Source organism: Pantoea sp. KPR_PJ, assembly GCF_041386365.1.
Lineage (GTDB): Bacteria > Pseudomonadota > Gammaproteobacteria > Enterobacterales > Enterobacteriaceae > Pantoea.
This window is the reverse complement of sequence record NZ_JABMIK010000001.1, coordinates 212568-234285: the sequence shown is the minus strand read 5'-3', so window position 1 is coordinate 234285 and position 21718 is coordinate 212568. Positions and strand designations below refer to the sequence as shown.

Genomic DNA, 21718 nt, shown 5'->3' with positions numbered 1-21718 from the left:
AACCGATGATGTCGAAAGCGTTGCCGGGCTGGCGCAACTATCTGTTCAACAGTACCTGGCGCTATCTGCTGCGCATCTTTCTGGCATTAACCGGGTGCGCGGCCGTTCCCTGGTGGCTGCACCAGATTGACTGGACCATTCCGCTTACGCTGGGCGTGGTGGCCGCCGCGCTGGCGGATCTGGACGATCGTCTCAGCGGCCGCCTGCGCAATCTTTTTATTACCCTGCTCTGCTTCTGCATCGCCTCAGTCTCAGTAGAACTGCTGTTTCCTCACCCACTTATTTTTATCGTGGGGCTGGCCCTGTCGACCTGGGGCTTTATCCTGCTCGGCGCGCTTGGCCAGCGTTACGCGACTATCGCATTTGGTGCCCTGCTGATTGCCGTCTACACCATGCTGGGCATCGGGCTGTTTTCCCAGTGGTATATGCAGCCTGTCCTGCTGCTGGTCGGTGCGCTCTGGTACAACCTGCTGACCCTGTCTGGCCATCTGATGTTTCCGGTGCGGCCCGTACAGGAGCAGCTGGCAGGCAGCTATGCGCAGCTGGCGCAATATCTCGAGGCCAAGGCTAACCGGTTCGATCCAGACGGCGAAGCAGAAGATGATGCCACTCTGATTCGCACGGCCATGGTCAACAGTCAGCTGGTAGCACAGCTCAATCTGACAAAAACGACGCTGCAAAGCCGTCTGCGCGGCGACCGAGGCTCGCGCAGCACCCGACGCAGCCTGCATTATTATTTCGTGGCGCAGGATATTCACGAACGTGCCAGCTCATCCCACCTGCAATACCATCTGCTGCGCGATGACTGGCGCTACAACGAAATTCTCTTTCGCTTTCAGCGGCTGCTCAATATGCAGGCACAGGCGTGCCGGCAGCTGTCACAGTGCATTCTCTTGCGGGAACGCTGGGAACACGATCCGCGCTTCGAGCGTGCTTTTGACCGTTTACAAACCGCGCTGGAACGCCTGCAGCAAAATGAACCTGACGCCCCTCATCTGCGCCCGCTCTTCTGGCTGCTGCGCAATCTGCGCGCCATCGATGCACAGCTGGGATCGATCGAATCGGATCAGTCTTTCGCCAGCGACAGCCCATTGAATGACAACCGACTGTCGCGTGAAGGGCTGAGCGGCTGGAGCGATATCCGTCTGCGTATAAGCCGTCATATGACGCCTGCCTCAGCGCTGTTTCGCCATGCAGTGCGTATGACGGTTGTGCTCTGCGTAGGCTATGGCTTCATTCAGCTCACCGGTCTCGATCGTGGTTACTGGATCCTGCTAACCAGCCTGTTCGTCTGCCAGCCTAACTATAATGCGACCCGCCGCAGGCTGGCGCTGCGTATTGCGGGTACGCTGGCAGGTATTGTTATCGGCCTGCCGGTCCTCTGGCTGGTGCCCTCAACGGAGGGCCAGCTGATCCTGATTGTGGTGAGTGGCGTGCTCTTTTTTGCCTTTCGTCAGGTCCAGTATGCGCAGGCGACGCTGTTTATCACGTTGCTGGTGCTGCTCTGTTTCAACCTGCTGGGTGAGGGGTTTGAAGTTGCTCTGCCGCGCATTGTGGATACGCTACTCGGATGTGCCCTTGCCTGGCTGGCGGTCGCGTTTATCTGGCCCGACTGGCGTTTCCGTCAGTTGCCTGTGGTGGCGAGCCGAACGCTCAATGCGAACTGTCGTTATCTGGATGCCATCATGGAGCAGTATCACCAGGGCAAAGATAACCGTCTGTCCTACCGTATCGCACGCCGCGATGCCCACAATGCCGATGCGGAACTGGCATCCGTCGTCTCCAACATGAGCGGTGAATCACGTACTCAACAGAAGCATAAAGAGTCCGCTTTTCAGCTGCTCTGCCTTAACCACTCTTTTCTGAGCTACATTTCAGCGCTGGGGGCGCACCGCGACAGGCTGACCGATGATGCGCTACTGGCGTTGCTTGATGATACGGTTTGCTATGTTGAAGATGTGCTGCAAACCGATGTCGTCGGTGATAAAGAGGCGGAAAACATGCAACACGCGCTGACGCAGCGTATCAGCGATCTGGCCGCCGATCAGGAGACACGCGCGCCGCTGGTATTGCAGCAGTTGGGTCTGCTGGTCGCGTTGCTGCCCGAGATCGCCCGCCTGCGCCGCACCCTCGCTGACGTTTAAGAGGCGGTCTGCTTTAGCGTCTGCTGATACCACTCATTAAGCTCCGCTCTGACCGCCTTTGGCAGAGCGGCCTCATGCCGTCCCTCAATGGCGCCCTCCAGCGCCAGCAGTGTCTTAAGGCCGACATGCTGATTAATTGCCCGGAGTTTGAGCCAGCACTGCTTAGCTCCCAGCTCCAGTAAATGTCGGACGGTTTTTACGCCCGCCTCCTGCAGCATCAGCTCCATGCGCAGGCTCAGATTTGGCAAATCTTTGAGTCGGGAGGTGAGCTCTCTTTTCTGCGATTCCTGTCGTGCCGTACTGAGCGAAGCGGCCGAAAGTGCCAGCAGCTGGCGTGCATCATTCCAGAGTGCATCGTCAACGCGATAGTAGTTGAGATTGACTGAAGTGCCGCGTTTGCGAAACACCAGCGGCTGCATCGGCTGTTTTGCAGCATAGGCTCGCAACGCTTCGCTGGCGCGCAGGTAGAGTGCATCATCATTGATTAGCGCAAAAACCACCTTTTCAACTGCCAGCGAATAGCCACCAAACTGCGTGCGAGACTCGACGGAGCCCAGCGCGGCGAGGTGCTCGCAGGCACGTTCTACAACCGGATGTTGTTTTTTCATGGCTCGCTCTCCTTGTGCGAAAAATTCAAAAAATCCACTTGTTTCAGCCCGTTAGAGATATAGAAAAAATCCTTAACGGGTTCAATGAATAAATGCTTTCTCGTCAGACCTTCTCCAGTTTTTGCGAGCCGTTTTCCAAATTTGAGGTTGATCTTTGTGCATGAAGTCATTACTGTATATCCATACAGTTCAAGACTGAGTGACCTACTTATGCGTACACAACACTTTAATAATGCAGGCTTTGTTCAGCGTCATGCCTCCTCGGCCAGACCGTCGCCACACAGCGGCTGGATTACGGAGCTACGCTATAGCGAGCAGCCCGGCATGATGCAGATGTTGCTGTTGCCGTTATTACAGCAGCTTAGTCAGGAGTCTCGCTGGCAGTTGTGGTTAACGCCCGCGCATAAGCTGAATCGCGCCTGGCTTCAGCAGTCAGGGCTGCCGCTGGAGAAGAGCATGCACGTTGCGGATTCCGAGCGTTGTACCTCAGTTGAAGCGATGATTAAGGCTTTACGTACAGGCAACTACAGCGTAGTACTGGCATGGATTCCGTATGATTTAGAAGAAGAAGAGCGTCGCGCTCTGGAGCAGGCTGCGGCGGAAGGTAAAGCACTGGGTTTGATTATGCGTGCAAGTTCACCTTCGGTTGAGTCGCTACGACCAGCAAAAGGGCTAAAAATTCAGTCGGATTTGTTTCATTAAGTAAAATTAGGATTTTTCCTTGGTTTTTTTTGTTTTCTGTTTCGGCTAAACCACTGATTCTTTTCCCTCCAGCTTTGACAATGGTTTAGCTGCATTTTGCTGATAAAGGCAGCGGGATGAAGACCAGGGTAAATGTTAGAATATGTGTATAACGCCCTGTTTTTTTGCAGCATCCCCTCACATCATACTTGTAAGTTTCCAATCTCGTTGTAGACTTTACCTCGCCAGGGTGCTCAATAATCTCCGTTTTTTATCGGTAGAGTCATAAGCGAGCGTATTAACCCGGCGAAGGATTACAACCAAGAGCATCCCTTTTTGCTCATTGCCTATTTGGATGATAACGAGGCGCAAAATGAAAAAGACAGCTATCGCAATTGCAGTGGCACTGGCTGGCTTCGCTACCGTAGCGCAGGCCGCTCCGAAAGATGACACCTGGTATACCGGTGCTAAACTGGGCTGGTCTCAGTATCACGATACTGGTTACTACGGTAATGGTTACGGCAACAACAATGGCCCGACCCACGAATCTCAGCTGGGCGCAGGTGCATTCCTGGGCTATCAGGCTAACCCGTACCTGGGCTTTGAACTGGGTTACGACTGGCTTGGTCGTATGCCGAACAAAGGCACCGTGAACAACGGCGCATTCAAAGCACAAGGCGTTCAGCTGGCTGCTAAACTGAGCTACCCGATCACTGACGATCTGGACATCTACACTCGTCTGGGTGGTATGGTATGGCGTGCAGACGCAACTCAGAACAACCAGGTTAACGGCCGCATCAGCGACCACGACACCGGCGTTTCTCCGCTGGCCGCTGTGGGTGTTGAATACGCTCTGACTCAGAACTGGGCTACCCGTCTGGACTACCAGTGGGTTAACAACATCGGCGACGCAGCCACCGTTGGCGCACGTCCTGACAACGGCATGCTGAGCGTAGGCGTTTCATACCGCTTCGGTCAGGATGAAGTTGCACCGGTTGTAGCTCCGGCTCCGGCTCCGGCTCCAGTTGTTGAAACCAAGCGTTTCACCCTGAAGTCTGACGTGCTGTTCACCTTCAACAAATCTACCCTGAAGCCGGAAGGCCAGCAGGCTCTGGACCAGCTGTATAGCCAGCTGAGCTCAATGGATCCGAAAGACGGTTCTGTTGTTGTCCTGGGCTTCACTGACCGCATCGGTTCTGACCAGTACAACCAGAAACTGTCTGAGAAACGCGCTCAGTCAGTGGTTGACTACCTGGTTTCTAAAGGTATCCCGTCTAACAAGATCTCTGCACGTGGCATGGGTGAATCTAACCCAGTTACCGGCAACACCTGTGACAGCGTGAAAGGCCGTCAGGCTCTGATCGACTGCCTGGCGCCGGACCGTCGCGTAGAAATCGACGTGAAAGGTATCAAAGACGTTGTAACTCAGCCGCAGGCTTAAGTTTCAATGTAAGAAAAACCCCGCTTAAGCGGGGTTTTTTATGTCTGCTGTTTACGACAGAGAAACAGCTAGTCGTTACCTGTCTCAGATTTTCCCAGGATAGCCTGTAGCCCCTGCTTGAGACTCGACATCTGCGTGGCGTATTTCTCTTTACGTTCTGCATCTTCAATCAGTTGAACAATAGTTTCCGACAGCGTGCAGCCACGGCGCTGCGCCAGCCCTGCCAGACGTTGCCAGACCAGATATTCCAGATCGATAGATTTTTTGCGCGTGTGCTGATGCTCAGCATTAAAGTGCCGTTTGCGGCGCGCACGAATCGTTTGCTTGAGCCGGTTATCAAGATCGGGATGAATGTGTTGCGCGATCCATTCCGCCACATCTGCTGGATGATTTTCCATCAAAAGTAGCTCATCAACGGCAGCCTGCGCGGCGCTGAGTTCGAGATGTCGCGTGATCGGCTCGCCTTCCCGGTGCTTTTTCACCAGGTATTTCCATTTCCATCCACTTTCAAGATTTTCGAGTTGCTGGTATTTCATCGGAATCTCATCGTGACCGCGTAACAAATCAAGAATAACAGCTTTTTTGCCAGATGCAGTAAGGAAAAGGCGTTGATTGTCTCAGGGTTATTCCGCACCATGCCGTGCGTAGCCAGGGGGATTCCTGTATAATCCCGCTTTTCTTTAATCAACCAAATGCGATTATTTTGACCAGCTCCCAACTTACCTGGCAAGACCTGCAACCGAATATTACCGAATACGCGTCCGTTTTCTCCCGTATCGCAGACGAAGAGACCGATAGCCTGGCGGCCGTTCAGCCACGTCTGCTGGATGCCCTGACCTACCTGCATCAGCAGCGCGAGGGGTTTCCGCTTCTGCTGGTCTGCAGTCAGGAGAATATGGATTATCTGGCACTCATTGCGCATCAGATGGCGCGTATTGCCAGCGACTCGGATACTCAGCTGTTCGGCGGACATTATCACATAATTGCGGATAATGTGACGCTTCAGCCGCCCGGTGACGCCTCCCATCCTTTCACCGGAACGGGTCAGACAGAGTTTGCTGACTGGATTGAAAACGATCAGCTGTTTGGCTGCGTACGCCTGCATCGCGAACGGATTCAGCTGGAGCCGGGACTGATTCATCGCGCGAATGGCGGAACCCTGGTACTGTCACTGCGTACGCTCCAGGCGCAACCGCTGCTCTGGCTACGGTTAAAGCGCGCCATGCAACTGGGCCGTCTCGAGTGGCAATCGCCCGACGAACGTCATCCGCTGCCGGTTTCCATTCCCGCACTGCCGTTGTCGCTTAAGCTTGTGCTGTGCGGCGATCGTGATGCCCTGGCCGCGTTTCAGGAGAGCGATCCGGAGTTGCATGAGCTGGCTACCTATACTGAGTTCGAAGAGAATTTGCAGGTGGCTGACGAAGACGATCTGCTTGCCTGGTGCCGCTGGGCAAAGGATGTTGCGCTGGAGGCTAAGCTGCCTGCGCCACAAGCTGATTTCTGGCCCCCCCTGCTGCGCGAAGCCGTGCGCTATACCGGCGATCAGGAAGTATTGCCGCTTTGTCCACGCTGGCTACTGCGCCAGATGCGTGAAGCCTTTATGCAGGGCAATGTTCTGAGTGAGGCGACGCTAATCGGCGCACTTGAAACGCGCAACTGGCGAGAAGCTTTCCTTGCAGAAAGAATGCGTGATGAGATCCTGCTGAAGCAGATCCTGATCGAGACCGAAGGCGACGTGGTCGGCCAGATTAACGGTCTTTCCGTGGTGGAATTTCCCGGCCATCCCCGCCCCTGGGGCGAACCTTCGCGCATCACCTGCGTGGTGCATCCCGGCGACGGCGAATTTACCGATGTGGAACGTAAGGCTGAACTGGGCGGGAATATTCACGCCAAAGGCATGATGATCATGCAGGCCTATTTGATTGCAGAACTGGAACTGGAGCAGCCTCTGCCCTTCTCTGCTTCCCTCGTGTTTGAGCAATCCTATTCAGAAGTGGACGGCGACAGCGCCTCGCTGGCCGAGCTCTGTGCACTGGTCAGCGCGCTGGCTAACCAGCCTGTTAATCAGCAGATTGCCGTGACGGGTTCTGTCGATCAATTTGGTAACGTGCAGCCCGTCGGCGGCCTGAACGAAAAAATTGAGGGCTTTTTCACCATCTGCAACGAGCGCGAACTCACCGGCGAACAGGGTGTCATTATTCCGGCATGCAACATACGTCATCTGAGTCTGAGCCAGGATGTGGTCGACGCTGTTCAACAAGCGCGCTTCCATATCTGGGCTATCGATCGTGCAGATGAGGCCCTGCCGCTGCTAACCGGTATGGCATGGCGCAGTGAAGAAGAGAATGGCGACTGTCTGTTACGTCGGATTCAGGAGCGCATTTCTCAGCTCAACCAGCAGGAAGCAAGCCATCGCCCCTGGCCTCTTCGCTGGCTAAACTGGTTTAACCAGAACTGATTGAATTGCCCAGCGTACAGCTGTTCGCTAAACTTCGTGATTCACTAAAACAAGGCTTATTGAAAAACATGGTTGATAAACGCGAATCCTATAGCAAAGAGGACCTGATTGCGTCAGGTCGCGGTGAACTGTTTGGTGAGAACGGTCCGCCGCTTCCATCAGGCAACATGTTGATGATGGACCGCGTAGTCAAGATGACGGAAGACGGCGGTAAATATGATAAAGGTTTCGTAGAAGCCGAACTGGATATTAATCCGGACCTGTGGTTCTTCGCCTGCCATTTTATCGGCGATCCGGTTATGCCTGGCTGCCTCGGCCTTGATGCGATGTGGCAGCTGGTAGGTTTCTATCTGGGCTGGCTGGGCGCAGAAGGTAAAGGCCGTGCGCTGGGCGTGGGTGAAGTGAAATTCACTGGCCAGGTGCTGCCAACCGCGAAAAAAGTTACCTATAAAATTCACTTCAAGCGTGTGATTAACCGCAAACTGGTGATGGGTGTGGCAGATGGTGAAGTCTTCGTTGACGGCAACCTAATCTACTCCGCCAGCGATTTGAAAGTTGGTCTGTTCAAAGACACCAACGCTTTCTGATCCTGCTTATGAAAACCTCCGCCAGCGCGGAGGTTTCTTCCTTTTCCTGACAGTCGATTACACCGTAACCGCCCTGTCTTCCATGGCTTGTCGCCAACCTCCCAACCAGTGAGACTTAGCCTCAATCATCTGATACGGACACATCTCTTTTGAGCGTCCTGTAATACCGGCCTGGTAGCCACGAGAATGGGCGCGTTCAAGGCGGTCTCGTTTCTGTCTCTTCATACCTCGTATCCCTCATATCAGGTCTGTGGAATCTGGTGGAAAGAAAAAGAGTGGTGAAATAACGCTCAACCACATTTAAGTTTTACCTGCCACTTCCCTAAAGGTCAATGCGCAAATTTCACGCCAGTGTCATCGTTCTGACGCTAAACTGCCATTAACCTCTCCAGATTCTCTCTGCAGGACTCGCTTATGACATTGAAGCGACAACAAAAAGCCCCCGATTAGCGCCATACATTTTTTTGACGCTTACCGGGGGCGAACTAAAACGCTTAGCAACTTTTATTCTGTGGTTATGGCTGCATTGGCAATTTGTTGTGCCGCTTGCTGCCAGCCCATAGCCAGCGTGCGCACCAGCGCATCGTAGCCGTCTTCATGCTGAGGCAGCGTGATATCGAAACCCTGCTTTACCACGCGACCCTCATGCTGCAGCACCCATTCGCCGCTTACCACCGCGCGCCCATCGTACCGCCCCTGAAATCCTGTTACCGTCACGCTCAGGGTGTCATGCTTCTCACCGAGCGGTGCCGCGGACACCAGGCGACCAGGCAAAGCTTTACTCAGGTTGGCAACCAGCGTTTGCTGTAATTGCTGGTCGAGCGGACTGGCCCACAAATTATTGGCGGCGATGACATATTTAACGTCGCTGGTCTGGTAAACCAGCCCATTGCCCGCCAGATAATCGGGTACGGCAACCTGCTGCACCCATAACGCGAGCGGCTGGGCCTCGCCGCCGCTGCGCACCTGCATTGCCGCCGGTTTCGACGGTAGCTGGTAGTAAGTATTATCAATAGTACTGCTGCACGCGCTGAGCAGCAGCGCGGCACCTAACACGATTCCTTTTTTCACTGTTTCGCCCTCTTTGGCTGAGGATCCTGGCCCGGTTTGGCCTCAAAAACCAGCGCGTTGCTCTTGGTGTTAAGCGTTTTCAATACCGGCTGCAGTTCGCGCAGGACCTGATCAAGACGCTGCATATCGCCGACCAGCTTGTTATACGCCGGCGAGCCGGGTTGTAACCCTTTCATACTGCGATTCAGTTCACGTAGCGTTTGCTGCATATCTTCCGGCAGGGTTTTCATCGCCGGGCTGGCAGTGATCTGATTAAGATTTTTCAGCGTGCCTTGCAGCTCGCGCAGCGTGCGCTGACTCTCTTTCAGCGTCCCGGTCGCTTCCGTCACCATACCGTTAAGCGGTAAGCCGTTGATCTTATCAAGTGCTGCCACCAGTTTTTGCTGGATCTGGCTCAGGCCGCCGCTGGTTGTCGGAATAATTTCATAGCCAGCGACTTTATCCGGACCTTTATAAGGCGGCACGTTGTTATAGAAGTCGAGATCGACATAGAGCGAGCCGGAGAGCAGATTACCGGTTTTTAACGAGGCGCGCAGGCCATGCTTTTTACCATCCTGCAGATGCTGCTCCAGATCGAAATCCTGTCCGAGACGCTTGATAAAGCGGTCAGGCTCGATACGAATCAGCACCGGCACGCGATAATCGTTGTTCAGCGCCTGGTTAACGCCTTCGGTCATAAACGGCACTTCTGCCACGGTTCCCAGACGAATACCGCGGAACTCGACCGGTGCGCCAGCCTGCAAACCACGGATAGAATCGCTAAAGTACATCAGGAAATCGACATGATTGGTGTAGAGCGAATCCTGGATGCTGCGCTGATCGTCAAACAGATGATAATCCGCATTGTTGGCTGCGGATTCGCCTAGCTCCCAGCCGTCCGGCACGTCAAAGCTTACGCCGCCGCTAAACAGCGTGGTCAGCGATCCCATCTCAACACGCATGCCTGATGCCGACATGTCAACCGCAATGCCGCTGTCTTTCCAGAAGCGCACATTGGTTGTGACCAGCCGATCGTAAGGGGCAGCGATAAACAGCTGATAGGTCATCATGCGTTTTTCAGTATCGAAATTGCTGGCTTCCACTGTGCCGACGCGGTAACCGCGAAACAGGACCGGATCGCCCGCGTTAAGCTGACCCGCTTTTTTGCTGTCGAGCGTGATGCGAATACCTTTGGCATCGGGTGGAGCCAGCGGCGGCGCATCCAGCAGCTTATACTGCTCTTTAGGCTCGGCTTTAGTACCCGGCTGAAGTTCGATATAAGCGCCAGAGAGCAAGGTATTAAGCCCGGTTACCCCTTCGCGGCCGATCTGCGGCTTTACCACCCAAAATACGCTGTCGCTGTGCAGGAGCTTTTCCATGCCCGCGTTAAGACGGGCGGTGATCTCAACATGATGCAAATCGTCGGACAGCTCTGCCTTCTCTACCACGCCAACATCCACGCTGCGGCTTTTAATCGTGGTTTTGCCCGCTTCAATGCCCTCAGCATTCTCGGTGATCAGCGTGACCTGTGGCCCGAGGTGGCTAAAGTGATAGAACAGGATCCATCCACCAATTAACAGCGTCACAATAGGGACGATCCAGACCGGAGACCAGCGTTTAATCTGGTCTACTTTGGCATGGCCGTGATTAGTTTCCGTCAAGGCGCGGCTCCTTTTTAGTGTGTTCTTGTACGCGATCCCAGGTCAGGCGCGGGTCAAACGTCATGGCGGCGATCATGGTCAGGATCACCACCAGCGCAAACAGCAGCGCCCCCATAGCGGGGTAAACATTCATTAGCTGGCCCATGCGCACCAGTGCAGAGAGCACAGCGATAACAAATACGTCGATCATCGACCAGCGGCCAACAAACTCGACCACTTCATACACCACATGCATCTTTTCGCTGTCACGCTGCCCGCGTCCGCTGGCGTTCCAGCAGAGCCAGCCAATGGCCAGCATTTTGAGTGACGGCACCATAATGCTGGCGATGAAAATCACCAGCGCAACGGGATAGGACCCATCGCTCCAGAGCAGGATCACACCCGCCATAATGTTTGACGGATAAGGTGTGCCCAGGGTTTCAGTCACCATAATCGGCAGCAGATTGGCCGGGATATAGATCATCAGCGAGGTGAAGAGCAGTGCCAGCGTCCACTGCAAACTATGCCGGCGGCGCGGCGCGGCGATCACACCGCAGCGCGAGCAGTCATGATCATCAGCAGGGAGAATGGCGGTGCAGCACGGACAGGATCGCAGCCCCTGTCGCAGCCCGGTGATCCCCTTTTCCGGCACGTGCGGCAGCGATGGCATCGGCGCAAGCTGGTTCCACAGCCAGCGGCGATCAACACACTGAAAGGCGCGCACCTGCAACAGGCAGAAAAGACACCATGGCCAGAAACTGGTTTCCAGACCAATGTCGCCATAGGCCATCAGCTTGACAAAGCTGACCAGCACGCCGGCCATGAAGATTTCAGCCATACCCCAGCTGCGCAGCTGGAACAGAATCCGTGCCAGCCCAATGCGCAGGCTGCTCGGTATCCTGATGCGGTTGACCAGCAAAATTATGGTCAACATGCAGAGTCCCGGGATCGCCTGTACAAACACCAGAAACAGCGTAGCGAGGCTACTGTAATCCTCTGACACCATCACTTTCGGGATCTGCAGCAGCGAAATCTGGCTGCTGAGACCCGCCACTTTCATGCTGACAAAGGGGAACAGGTTCGCCAGCAGCAGCATAAAGAGTGCGGCAAGCGCATAGCCGGTTGGCCGCCTGCGCGGCTCCTGCCAGTTTGTTGTCAGCACCGTATGGCAGCGCGGGCAAGAAGCACGGCTGCCCTGCGGCACATCCGGCAGTTTCACCATTAAATCGCATTGTGGACAGAGCATCCACGCCTGGTTGTCAGCGGCTGAACACATCCCGGTTCCCTTATCGTTATGCGCCGTTTTTCAGCGCTTCCAGCTCTTCCCAGCGCGCAAAAGCCGTTTCCAGCTCGTGCTCCGCCTGCGCCAGCGCGTCCAGCACCGGTTGAGTCTGGTCGTGTGGCTGGCTAAAAAAATCGGGATGGCTCATTTGGGCCTGTAGCTCGCCGATGCGCGCCTCCAGCGATTCCAGCTTCTGCGGCAGCTGTTCAAGTTCTCGCGTCAGGTTATAGCTTAGTTTGCCGCCGCCGCGTTTGGTGGCTTCATTTTTATCTGCCACCGGTTTTGCTGAAGCGGCGGGTTTGCTGGGCTGCGTGCTTTTCTGCTGCTTGTAGGCTGCACGCTGCTGCTGCGCATCATGATAGCCGCCCACAAAGCTGCCAATTTCGCCGTTGCCTTCAAAGATCCAGCACTCTGTCACGGTGTTATCAACAAACTGACGATCGTGACTGACCAGCAGCACGGTACCCTGATAGCCGTCGATCAGCTCCTCCAGCAGTTCAAGCGTTTCAACGTCAAGGTCGTTGGTCGGTTCATCGAGGATCATCAGGTTGCTGGGGCGCAGGAAGAGACGCGCCAGCAGCAGGCGGTTACGCTCACCGCCAGAAAGCGCACGCACCGGCGTCATGGCGCGTTTGGGATGGAACAGAAAGTCCTGCAGATAGCCGAGCACGTGGCGCGGCTTGCCGTTCACCATGACCTCCTGCTTGCCTTCGGCCAAGTTATCCATCACGGTCCGATCCGGATCCAGCTCGGCGCGGTGCTGATCGAAGTAGGCCACTTCCAGTTTGGTGCCGCTGTGTACGCGTCCGCTGTCGGCCTTGAGCTGTTGCAGCATCAGGCGCAGCAGCGTGGTCTTGCCACAGCCGTTCGGACCAATTAGCGCAATCTTGTCGCCGCGCTGCACCTGTGCGGAGAAGTCATGCACCAGCGTCTTGCCACCCACGCTGTAGTTGACGTGCTCCAGCTCAAAGACAATCTTGCCGGAGCGCGAGGCTTCACCGACCTGCATATTGGCTTTACCCATCACTTCGCGACGTTCCGAACGTTCACGGCGCAGCGCTTTCAGCGCACGCACGCGTCCTTCGTTACGGGTGCGGCGAGCCTTAATTCCCTGGCGGATCCAGACCTCTTCCTGAGCCAGCTTGCGGTCAAATTCAGCGTTCTGCATCTCTTCAACGCGCAGCGCCTCCTCTTTCCCTTCCAGGTAGAGATCGTAATTGCCCGGCCAGGAAACCAGCTTACCGCGATCGAGATCGACAATGCGCGTCGCCATATTGCGAATAAAGGAGCGGTCATGAGAAATAAAAACGATGCTGCCGCTGAACGTTTTCAGGAAAGTTTCCAGCCAGTCGATCGTTTCAATATCAAGGTGGTTAGTCGGCTCATCCAGCAGCAGCACGCGCGGATTACTCACCAGCGCGCGGCCCAGCGCCGCTTTACGCAGCCAGCCGCCCGACAGCGACGACAGTTCGGTATCGGGCTGCAGACCGATCTGCTGAAGCACATCGTTGATACGATTTTCCAGCTGCCACAGGTTATGATGATCGAGGATGGTTTGCAGACGTCCCATCTCATTGAGGTTTTTCTCACTGGGATCGAGCATCACCGCATGTGAAATTGCGTGATAGGCCTTAAGGTGCTCAGCCTGCTCTTCCACCCCTTCGGCTACAAAGTCATACACGGAACCAGTAATATTGCGCGGGGGATCCTGCTGCAGTCGCGCGACCACCAAATCCTGTTCAAAAATAATGCGGCCATCATCCAGCGGCTGCTCGCCGTTGATGATTTTCATCAGGGTCGATTTACCTGCGCCGTTACGGCCGACCAGACAGACGCGTTCGTTCTCTTCGATATGCAGCTCGGTATTGTCGAGCAGCGGCGCGTCGCTGAAAGAGAGCCAGGCACCGTGGATACTGATTAATGACATCTGAACTTATTCCTTACCGGCGTGCGTAATCAGCCAGCAGTTATGAATTTGACGGTTACGGGCAAAATCCTGCGACAGGGTTTTCTGGGTAATGTCCTGTGCCTTCAGGCCCAGCGACGCCAGTCCTTCCAGATCCATTTTGAAGCCACGTTTGTTGTTGGAGAACATAATGGTGCCGCCGGCACGCAGCAGACGTTTCAGGTTACGCATCAGCATAATGTGATCGCGCTGCACGTCAAAATCCTCTTCCATCCGTTTGGAGTTGGAAAAGGTCGGCGGATCGATAAAGATCAGGTCAAAGGTTTCGTCGCTTTCGCGCAGCCAGCTCAGGCAGTCAGCCTGCATCAGGCGATGCTGGCGACCGGTCAGCCCGTTAAGACGAAGGTTGCGCTCAGCCCACTCCAGATAGGTGCGTGACATATCTACCGTAGTAGTACTGCGTGCGCCACCCAGTCCGGCGTGCACGCTGGCGCTGCCGGTATAGGAGAAAAGGTTCAGGAAGTCCTTGTCTTTACTCATTTTGCCCAGCATATGGCGTGCAATACGGTGGTCGAGGAACAGGCCGGTATCCAGGTAATCCGTCAGGTTAACCCACAGGCGTGCGTTGTACTCCTGCACCTCCATGAAGTCACCCTTTTCGCCCAGTTTCTGATACTGATTTTTTCCTTTCTGCCGCTCGCGCGTTTTCAGCACCAGGCGGTTAGCGGGGAGTTCCAGCACGCTAAGCGTTGCGCCAATCACGTCGAACAGGCGCTGACGCGCTTTCGCTGCGTCGATGGTTTTCGGCGGCGCATACTCCTGAACCACGACCCACTCACCGTAGCGATCTACCGCAACGTTATATTCCGGCAGATCGGCATCATAGAGACGGTAGCATTCAATACCTTCCTGGCGCGCCCATTTCTCCAGCTTTTTAAGGTTCTTGCGCAGACGGTTAGCGTAGTCTTCCGCAATTTGTGCGCCGTTTTCGCTGCTATTTTCCGCCAGCTGGTAGTTTTTCTGCACGCATTCGATCGGGCCGTTTTTGGCTTTAAACTGGCGATCGGCACGCAGTTGCAGACAGCTCAACAGCTCTGGTGAGCCGCTGAACAGCGACAGTTTCCAGCCGCCGAAATGCTGCTTCATAATGCGGCCGAGCTGGCTATGCAGCGCAATCAGTGCCGGCTCGCTCTCCAGACGCTCACCGTAAGGGGGATTGCTCAGCACGGTGCCATGCTGCTCACCCGGCAGCGGATTTTTCAGCTGCAACAGATCCTGACGGGCAAAGGAGAAGAGATCGGCCACCCCGGCGCGGCGGGCATTGGCCTGCGCCCATTCCAGCACGCGTCCATCGCTGTCGTAGCCAAAGAAACGTGCCTGCGCTGCGGCGGTACCGGCGCGCGCGCGCTGCTGCGCTTCGCTTTTCACCTCTCGCCATAGCGCATCGTTGTGCTTGCGCCAGTGGGTAAAGCCCCAGCGACTACGCAGCAAGCCTGGCGCACGATCGCAGGCGATCAGCGCCGCCTCGATCAGCAGCGTGCCGGATCCGCACATCGGATCGATCAGCGGCGTCGTCGGCTGCCAGCCGGAGCGCATCACAATCGCGGCCGCCAGGTTCTCTTTAAGCGGTGCCTGCCCGGTCTGCTGACGATAGCCGCGCTGATGCAGCGCGTCGCCGCTGAGATCCAACGCAATGCTGGCGCGATCTTTGTTTAGCCAGACGTTAATGCGAATGTCAGGCTGCTCGCGATCCACATTGGGTCGCGGCAGCTTCTGGCGGGTAAAGGCGTCGACAATCGCATCTTTTACCTTTAACGCACCAAACTGGCTGTTACGAATAGATTCGTTGGTGCCGCTAAAGTGCACCACAAAGGTATGCTGACTGCCGAACAGTTCGGTCCAGTCAATACTTTGTACGCCGACATAAAGGTCGAGATCGCTGTACACGCCAAATTCGCCAAGCGGCAGCAGAATGCGCGACGCCAGACGGCTCCACAGCAGGCTTTGGTACATAATGCGGTCATCGGCCTCAAAGTGAACGCCTCCCTGTACCACCTGCAGATCCTGCGCGCCCAGCGCGTCCAGCTCACTTTTTAACAGCTCTTCGAGCCCACGCGCCGTACTGGCAAAGAGAGAATTCATATCGTCACTATTACTCTTGAGAAAATTGCTGCGCATTATACCCTAAATCACTCGCTTTAGTGGACAGCCGCGCGCTTGTTGCGGCAACCCTGCGGATAAAACGGTTATGGCGTCTTGAGGCCGGGTATCATAAAGTTAGCTTCTTTTATCGCGCCCGTCCGTTTCTCTGGAGATCACTATGCAAATGCTGTCACGTCTGTCTATTCATCCGGTTAAATCCATGCGCGGTTTACACCTTTCTCATGCGCAGGTGCTGGAGAGCGGGCTGGCGTTTGACCGCATTTTTATGGTGACCGAGCCAGATGGCACCTTTGTTACGGCGCGTCAGTATCCTGAAATGGTCCGCTTTACACCGGCGCTAGTGACAGACGGCCTCTTTTTGCAGGCACCAGACGGCAGTCAGGCCACCATCCGCTTTGAGGATTTTGCCGCGCAGGAGCACCCTACCGAAGTGTGGGGCAACCATTTCACGGCGCGCATTGCGCCTGATGCCATCAATGCGTGGCTGAGCCACTTTTTTCCGCGTCCGGTGCAGTTGCGCTGGGTGGGACCCGTGCCGTCGCGTCGCGTAAAACGCTTTACTGACGTGCCGCTGGGCTTTGCCGACGGCTTTCCTTTTTTGCTGATAAATGAGGCCTCGCTTCAGGATTTGCAACAGCGCTGTCCGGCCAGCGTGCGCGCCGAGCAGTTTCGCGCCAATCTGGTGGTCAGCGGTGCGCCAGCCTGGGATGAAGACAGCTGGGCCACGGTACAAATCGGCACGGTTATTTTCGACGTGCCCAAGCCCTGTAGCCGCTGCGTCTTTACTACGGTTGGCACCGAAAGCGGCCGTAAACACCCGGACGGTGAACCGCTTAACACACTACAAAGGTTCCGCAGCGCACAGGATCAGAGCGGCGATATCGATTTCGGCCTTAATCTGATCGCTCGCAACAGCGGCATCGTGCGCGTGGGGGATGAAGTGACGGTGCTGACGCGTCATGCGCCGCGCGCTTATGGGGCGGGCTCGGTGGTAGAGAGCCTGAAGCCGCAGCAACAGGCCGCGGCCAACATCACCATTGCCTGTCAGGGACAGACATTCCAGGGGGATAACCAACAGGTGCTGCTGGAGCAGCTGGAGATGAACGGGTTCAAAATTCCCTACTCCTGTCGTGCCGGCCTGTGCGGCAGCTGTAAGATGACGCTGGTATCAGGTGAGGTGAAAGCCTTAAAGAAAAGCGCCATTCGCAGCGACGGCACAATTTTGAGTTGCAGCTGTATACCAGCTGGCGATATTGAACTGGCGTAGCGGTCAGACCGCGTAAGCGTAGCGCGGCGTGCTTTCAGCGTGGTGTGGCAGCAGGCGATCGTTCATGATTTTAATCGCGTCGCCCAGCACCATCTGTTTGCCCGCCAGCGTCAGCGTAGGCTGCGCCAGCAAACAGAGCGTGGCGTTACCGCCACTCTCAACAGCCAGCAGACGTGCCTGTTCGCCACTGTCTGCCAGTGTGACTTCCACCATATCGCCCGCTTCCGGCTGCAATACGCAGGTCCAGGCGGTGAAGTGCCAGCTTTTGGGCATCAGGGGTTTCAGAAAGCGGCTTGCCACCAGCGCATTGAGCGTCAGTTCGGCACGCTGGTTTGCACTGAGGGCACTCTGGCGGCAGCGTTCATCAAAGGTGTAGTAGAGTGCAGCGTCATCAACGCTAAATCCTGACTGGCTAAACGCATCTGGCGTCAGCATTTTGCGGGGAAAGCGAGAGCGGAAAAGCATACCGTCAGCCAGATCCAGCATCATCCGGTCATGGTCAGCGTCAAAATACCAGCGCCAGTTATCATCAGGTTTGATTTTCATAGAGTGCCTTGTCATTAACCGCCGCGTTTTACTACGCAGACTCAGCAAAGCTTTGCTGCTGAGAAAAAGCTGAAAACAGGTAGAGCAGGGAAAAATATAAACGAGCCGAAGTGAGAAATAAACCCCCCGGCCCCGTTTTGTCAGAAATGTCTTAGAGATAAGTCACGATATCTTTTATTAATGCCGGTCCTTTATAAATAAAGCCGGAGTAAATCTGGACTAGCGAGGCTCCCGCAGCCATTTTTTCGCGCGCCGCGGTTAATGAGTCGATGCCACCCACGCCGATAATCGGCAGCGTACCCTTTAGCTCTTGCGCCAGCCGCTTAATCACCGCCGTACTGCTTGACTGAACCGGACGTCCGCTCAGGCCGCCCGTTTCGCTGCTGTGCTTCAGGCCGCTAACCAGCGAGCGATCCAGCGTGGTGTTAGTGGCGATCACACCATCGATATTATGTCGCACCAGGCTGTCGGCAATTTGAATTAATTCTTCTTCAGAAAGGTCAGGGGCAATTTTTACCGCCACCGGGACATATTTCAGGTGACGCTGCTCCAGCTCTTTCTGTCTGGCTTTGATCGACGCCAGAAGATCATCCAGCGCTTCGCCATATTGCAGCGTGCGCAATCCTGGGGTATTGGGTGAAGAGATATTTATCGCAATATATCCCGCATGGGCGTAAACCTTTTCCATGCAGATCAGATAATCCTCTTTGCCATTTTCAACAGCGGTATCTTTATTTTTGCCGATATTAATGCCCAGAATGCCTTTGAAGCGCGCCTTTTTAACATTCTCCACCAGGTGATCGACGCCGAGATTATTAAAGCCCATGCGGTTGATAATGCCCTCGGCCTCCACCAGCCGGAACATACGTGGTTTATCGTTGCCCGCCTGAGCACGCGGCGTTACGGTGCCGACCTCAACAAAGCCGAACCCCATCGCGCCGAAGGCGTCGATACACTCCGCATTTTTATCCAGTCCCGCCGCCAGCCCCAGCGCGTTATCGAAGCGTAAGCCCATGCAGGTGACAGGCCGGGAAGGAAGCCGCTGGCGAATGAACGCCTCCAGCGGCGTGCCGCTGATAAAACGCAGTTGCTGAAAGGTCAGTTCGTGAGCGCGCTCGGGGTCGAGCTTAAATAATGCGGGTCGGACGATAGGATAAAGCATGCACTCTCCTGGGTATCGGAAGCGATGAATTGTCAGGGTGCACAGGAAAATGTGCGCCAGAATGGTAAAGGCCTCTGGCGCAAAAGTAAATTACCGACCGGGTAAGCGTATTGATCGCGATCAGCGCTTGCTGGCATAGCGAGCCAGACGTCGGCACGCCTGTAACCCGCTGTAAAGTGTCGGGTAGTACCAGAGCAGTTTCAGGCGCTTGCTTTCTCGCGTCACTTTACGCACCAGCTGATCGATTGTCGGATGCCATGAAGCCGGCACCGGAATGTTATTTTTGCGGATCTCGATCAGGCAGCCATACATCACCGGCTGGTAGTAGAGATCCAGCAGCTTCTCTTCCGGTGGCAGGCCCTGCTCTTGCAAAAAGCGTTCACTGCTGCGGCGGGCAATGTAGTAGTTCTCTACCCAGGAGAAGGTTGGCTTACTTTGCGACAGCGACGTCGGCATAAAACGTTTGTTGTAGTAGCTCTTACGCGTAAACCCGATCTGCCGTGCTGACATGTAGAGCGCAAACATATAGGGCGCATCTTCATGATTCTGGATCGGCAGAAACTGCACGCCGGTACGCTGAATCAGCTGACGCGACAGGATGCTACTCCACAGCACGCGATGTGCAGAACGATGCGGGATCATGCTGCGCAGGGTGTCAGCGCCCCCAGGCAAGACGTCGTCAAGGTGGCGCTGATGGAACTGCGCATAATGGCGTTCCGCCACCGGCTTATCGGTAAACATCCGTGCGCCAAAGCAGAACATCTCCATGTCAGGATGCTGTGCCAGCGTGCGGCGGAAATCAGCGAAGAGATCTTTTTCCACAACATCATCGGCGTCCATAAAGTAGATGAAGTCGCCGGTCGCGATCTCCTGCCCTTTTGTACGCGCCGCGCTGACGCCGCCGCGCTCGCCGCGCAGCAGGGTCAGCTGTGGATGGCGCTCGGCCAGTGCCTCCAGCAGCGCAATACTGTTGTCGGTTGAACCGTCATCAATAACGATAACCTGCTCCGGCGGCGATGACTGCCCCAGCAGCGCATCGATCGCTTCCGGCAGCCAGGGCGCACAGTTCCAGTTCGGCACAATGACCGAGATCGTCGCGGCATGGCTGTCAGGATTCCGTGTACTCATTCTCTTTCCTCAACATTAAAACCCCTGGCGCGCCCGGGCAGCAGACGTTTGATCACCAGACTGTGGAGCAGGCAACAAACCGACAGATTCACCAGGCCGATGATGCCCAGCCACAGCAGATTGAGCCAGCGGTTCTGATTCCATTCAATCGGCAGGAAGCTGCACAGCCAGGCGATGAGTGCCGCCACCACCCAGATCAGCAGCACGTCGCGCGTCAGCCAGGTAAAATGAATGCCCGGTGCAAAACGACGATGAACCAGCCATGCCCAGCCTGCCAGGTAGAAAATGTTTTGTCCCAGCCAGAGCCAGCCAGTGCCCTGCGCGCCGTAGTGAATCGCCGCCCAGATATTTAACGGCACCAGAATCACCGCAAAGCAGGTAAAGCCTTTCAGATGCAGTTTCAGGTTACCGTTAACGTATTGCAGATGGTAAAGCAGCCCGCAAATCGCCTGTACGCCGCTGCCTAACGCATAGAGGCTCAGCACAAACGACATATCAGTGACAACCTGTTCTTTCTGCGTCCAGGCCCACAGCAGCGGCGTAGCAAACATCGCGATGGTGATGCTGAGCGGCGCCATAAATATCGCCACGGCCTGCGTGGTGTAGCGATAGAGCGTCAGAGATTCCGCATCACCTTCTTTACGCGTTTTGATGCCGGTCATGCGCGGCACAATCGCCTGCATGATCGGGCTGCTGAGCAGAATGATGCCGGTTGCCGCGGTGGCAACCACGGTAAATGAACCATAGGCGCTCAGCGGCAGCGTTTTTGACAACACCAGGCGGTCAATTTGCGAAATAAAGGTCCAGATGGCGCTGGCAAAGGCGGCGCTGAGTGCAAAGCGAATAAAAGGTTTTAGTATCGCCTTTAAATTTTCGTGCTTCTGTTTGCGCGCCGCGGCAGGTACCAGCTGGTAGGATTTCGAAATCAGACACACCGCTTCCGCTATCGAGACCACCAGTTGCCAGATAAAGAAACTGAGAACCGGATTGGCGAAAAGCTGAATCACCAGCACTGCGCCGAAGGTCCGCAGCGTCACGATGACCAGGTTAACGCCGTTAAGCCAGACCTGATGTTCAAAGCCGACAATCACGCTGCGATACGGGCTGGTGCGCCAGCGGATAGCAGCAGTGATCACCATAATGGCTACCGCAATGGTGACGTCTGCCGAAGGCAGATGACGCGCATCCAGCCAGTTATGGGCAATCCAGGGCGTCGCCAGCCAGCCAATCACCACCAGAATCAGCGTGGAGATAAGAAAGAATTTTGACAGCGCAGAAAACAGCGCCGGAAACCAGATAAACTCCGTCTGGTTAGCCCGATAGCGCGCCGCTTCGCGCATGAGGGTCGTGGAAACCCCGGCATCGAGCAGCTGAAGCCAGGTTAACAGAATCGAGAAAAAACCCACTAAACCGTAAGCTTCCATCCCTAAATGTTGAATATACAGCGGCACGACCAGAATGCCTGACAGCGTCAGGTAAATCTGACCGACATAATTGGCGATCGCGTTACGTTTGATTGACATATGTATGATTGTGTCTGGACAAATTTCTCGAAGGCCACAAGCGTGGCACACATCCTGTGACCTGCCTACCAGACATAGTCTTAAATTTATCGCTGGCGCTGCGTGCCAGATTTAATCTGACATTGACTCAGC

18 protein-coding genes are annotated in these 21718 nt (G+C 55.4%); 6 read left to right on the top strand and 12 right to left on the bottom strand.

All coding sequences use genetic code 11. The features are described from left to right. Positions 1-5 precede the first annotated feature (5 nt). A complete protein-coding gene (gene yccS, locus HP564_RS01040) occupies positions 6-2144 on the top strand; it encodes a YccS family putative transporter (protein ID WP_371239354.1) in 2139 nt (712 codons plus the stop codon). Here the strand turns inward: yccS and HP564_RS01035 are convergent. Next, a complete protein-coding gene (locus tag HP564_RS01035) occupies positions 2141-2752 on the bottom strand; it encodes a TfoX/Sxy family DNA transformation protein (protein ID WP_371239352.1) in 612 nt (203 codons plus the stop codon). The two genes, yccS and HP564_RS01035, sit on opposite strands and share 4 nt — an antisense overlap. A gap of 210 nt (positions 2753-2962) precedes the next feature. Here HP564_RS01035 and sulA point away from each other — a divergent pair, with 210 nt between their 5' ends. Then, on the top strand, positions 2963-3454 hold the full coding sequence (gene sulA, locus HP564_RS01030; RefSeq protein WP_371239350.1) for an SOS-induced cell division inhibitor SulA: 492 nt from the start codon (positions 2963-2965) through the stop codon (positions 3452-3454). 352 nt (positions 3455-3806) lie between these two features. Further along, the gene (gene ompA, locus HP564_RS01025; protein ID WP_371239348.1) at positions 3807-4874 is read left to right on the top strand and encodes a porin OmpA; all 1068 of its coding nucleotides are present in this window, start codon (positions 3807-3809) and stop codon (positions 4872-4874) included. Positions 4875-4942: 68 nt separating this feature from the next. Here the strand turns inward: ompA and matP are convergent, their stop codons facing one another. Further along, complete coding sequence (matP, locus tag HP564_RS01020; RefSeq protein WP_371239346.1) at positions 4943-5410, bottom strand: macrodomain Ter protein MatP; 468 nt, start codon at positions 5408-5410, stop codon at positions 4943-4945. 161 nt (positions 5411-5571) lie between these two features. On the opposite strand from matP, the gene HP564_RS01015 reads away from it, so the two are divergent. Both HP564_RS01015 and fabA read left to right on the top strand, forming a co-directional pair. Continuing rightward, positions 5572-7332, top strand: coding sequence for an AAA family ATPase (locus HP564_RS01015; protein WP_371240614.1), 1761 nt, complete (start codon positions 5572-5574; stop codon positions 7330-7332). 68 nt (positions 7333-7400) lie between these two features. Further along, positions 7401-7919, top strand: a complete 519-nt coding sequence (gene fabA / locus HP564_RS01010) for a bifunctional 3-hydroxydecanoyl-ACP dehydratase/trans-2-decenoyl-ACP isomerase (RefSeq protein WP_123802390.1) — start codon at positions 7401-7403, stop codon at positions 7917-7919. A gap of 57 nt (positions 7920-7976) precedes the next feature. Here the strand turns inward: fabA and rmf are convergent, their stop codons facing one another. From rmf to rlmKL, 6 genes are all read right to left on the bottom strand, one after another. Continuing rightward, complete coding sequence (rmf, locus tag HP564_RS01005) at positions 7977-8144, bottom strand: ribosome modulation factor (protein ID WP_120451870.1); 168 nt, start codon at positions 8142-8144, stop codon at positions 7977-7979. A 279-nt stretch (positions 8145-8423) separates the two neighbouring features. Beyond that, on the bottom strand, positions 8424-8990 hold the full coding sequence (gene pqiC / locus HP564_RS01000) for a membrane integrity-associated transporter subunit PqiC (protein ID WP_371239343.1): 567 nt from the start codon (positions 8988-8990) through the stop codon (positions 8424-8426). After that, a complete protein-coding gene (gene pqiB / locus HP564_RS00995; protein ID WP_371239341.1) occupies positions 8987-10630 on the bottom strand; it encodes an intermembrane transport protein PqiB in 1644 nt (547 codons plus the stop codon). Before pqiB ends, pqiC begins: the two co-directional genes overlap by 4 nt. Next, positions 10617-11885, bottom strand: a complete 1269-nt coding sequence (gene pqiA / locus HP564_RS00990; protein WP_371239339.1) for a membrane integrity-associated transporter subunit PqiA — start codon at positions 11883-11885, stop codon at positions 10617-10619. The genes pqiB and pqiA overlap by 14 nt, the downstream gene beginning before the upstream one ends. A 16-nt stretch (positions 11886-11901) precedes the next feature. Further along, positions 11902-13818 carry an ABC transporter ATP-binding protein gene (locus HP564_RS00985; RefSeq protein WP_371239337.1) on the bottom strand — a complete coding sequence of 639 codons (1917 nt, stop codon included), beginning with the start codon at positions 13816-13818 and terminating at the stop codon, positions 11902-11904. A 6-nt stretch (positions 13819-13824) separates the two neighbouring features. Further along, on the bottom strand, positions 13825-15939 hold the full coding sequence (rlmKL, locus tag HP564_RS00980) for a bifunctional 23S rRNA (guanine(2069)-N(7))-methyltransferase RlmK/23S rRNA (guanine(2445)-N(2))-methyltransferase RlmL (RefSeq protein WP_371239335.1): 2115 nt from the start codon (positions 15937-15939) through the stop codon (positions 13825-13827). 178 nt (positions 15940-16117) lie between these two features. Between rlmKL and HP564_RS00975 the strand changes: the two genes are divergently transcribed. Next, positions 16118-17227, top strand: a complete 1110-nt coding sequence (locus HP564_RS00975) for a YcbX family protein (RefSeq protein ID WP_371239333.1) — start codon at positions 16118-16120, stop codon at positions 17225-17227. Between the two features lie 3 nt (positions 17228-17230). Here HP564_RS00975 and HP564_RS00970 read toward each other — a convergent pair whose 3' ends face one another. The 4 genes from HP564_RS00970 to HP564_RS00955 form a co-directional block, all read right to left on the bottom strand. Beyond that, positions 17231-17773: a cell division protein ZapC gene (locus HP564_RS00970; protein WP_371239331.1), complete on the bottom strand. Its 543-nt coding sequence runs from the start codon at positions 17771-17773 to the stop codon at positions 17231-17233. Positions 17774-17924: 151 nt separating this feature from the next. Then, positions 17925-18935 carry a quinone-dependent dihydroorotate dehydrogenase gene (pyrD, locus tag HP564_RS00965; protein ID WP_371239329.1) on the bottom strand — a complete coding sequence of 337 codons (1011 nt, stop codon included), beginning with the start codon at positions 18933-18935 and terminating at the stop codon, positions 17925-17927. A 120-nt stretch (positions 18936-19055) separates the two neighbouring features. Beyond that, the gene (locus HP564_RS00960; protein WP_371239327.1) at positions 19056-20063 is read right to left on the bottom strand and encodes a glycosyltransferase family 2 protein; all 1008 of its coding nucleotides are present in this window, start codon (positions 20061-20063) and stop codon (positions 19056-19058) included. Next, on the bottom strand, positions 20060-21586 hold the full coding sequence (locus HP564_RS00955; RefSeq protein WP_371239325.1) for a lipopolysaccharide biosynthesis protein: 1527 nt from the start codon (positions 21584-21586) through the stop codon (positions 20060-20062). Before HP564_RS00955 ends, HP564_RS00960 begins: the two co-directional genes overlap by 4 nt. Between the last annotated feature and the right edge of the window lie 132 nt (positions 21587-21718).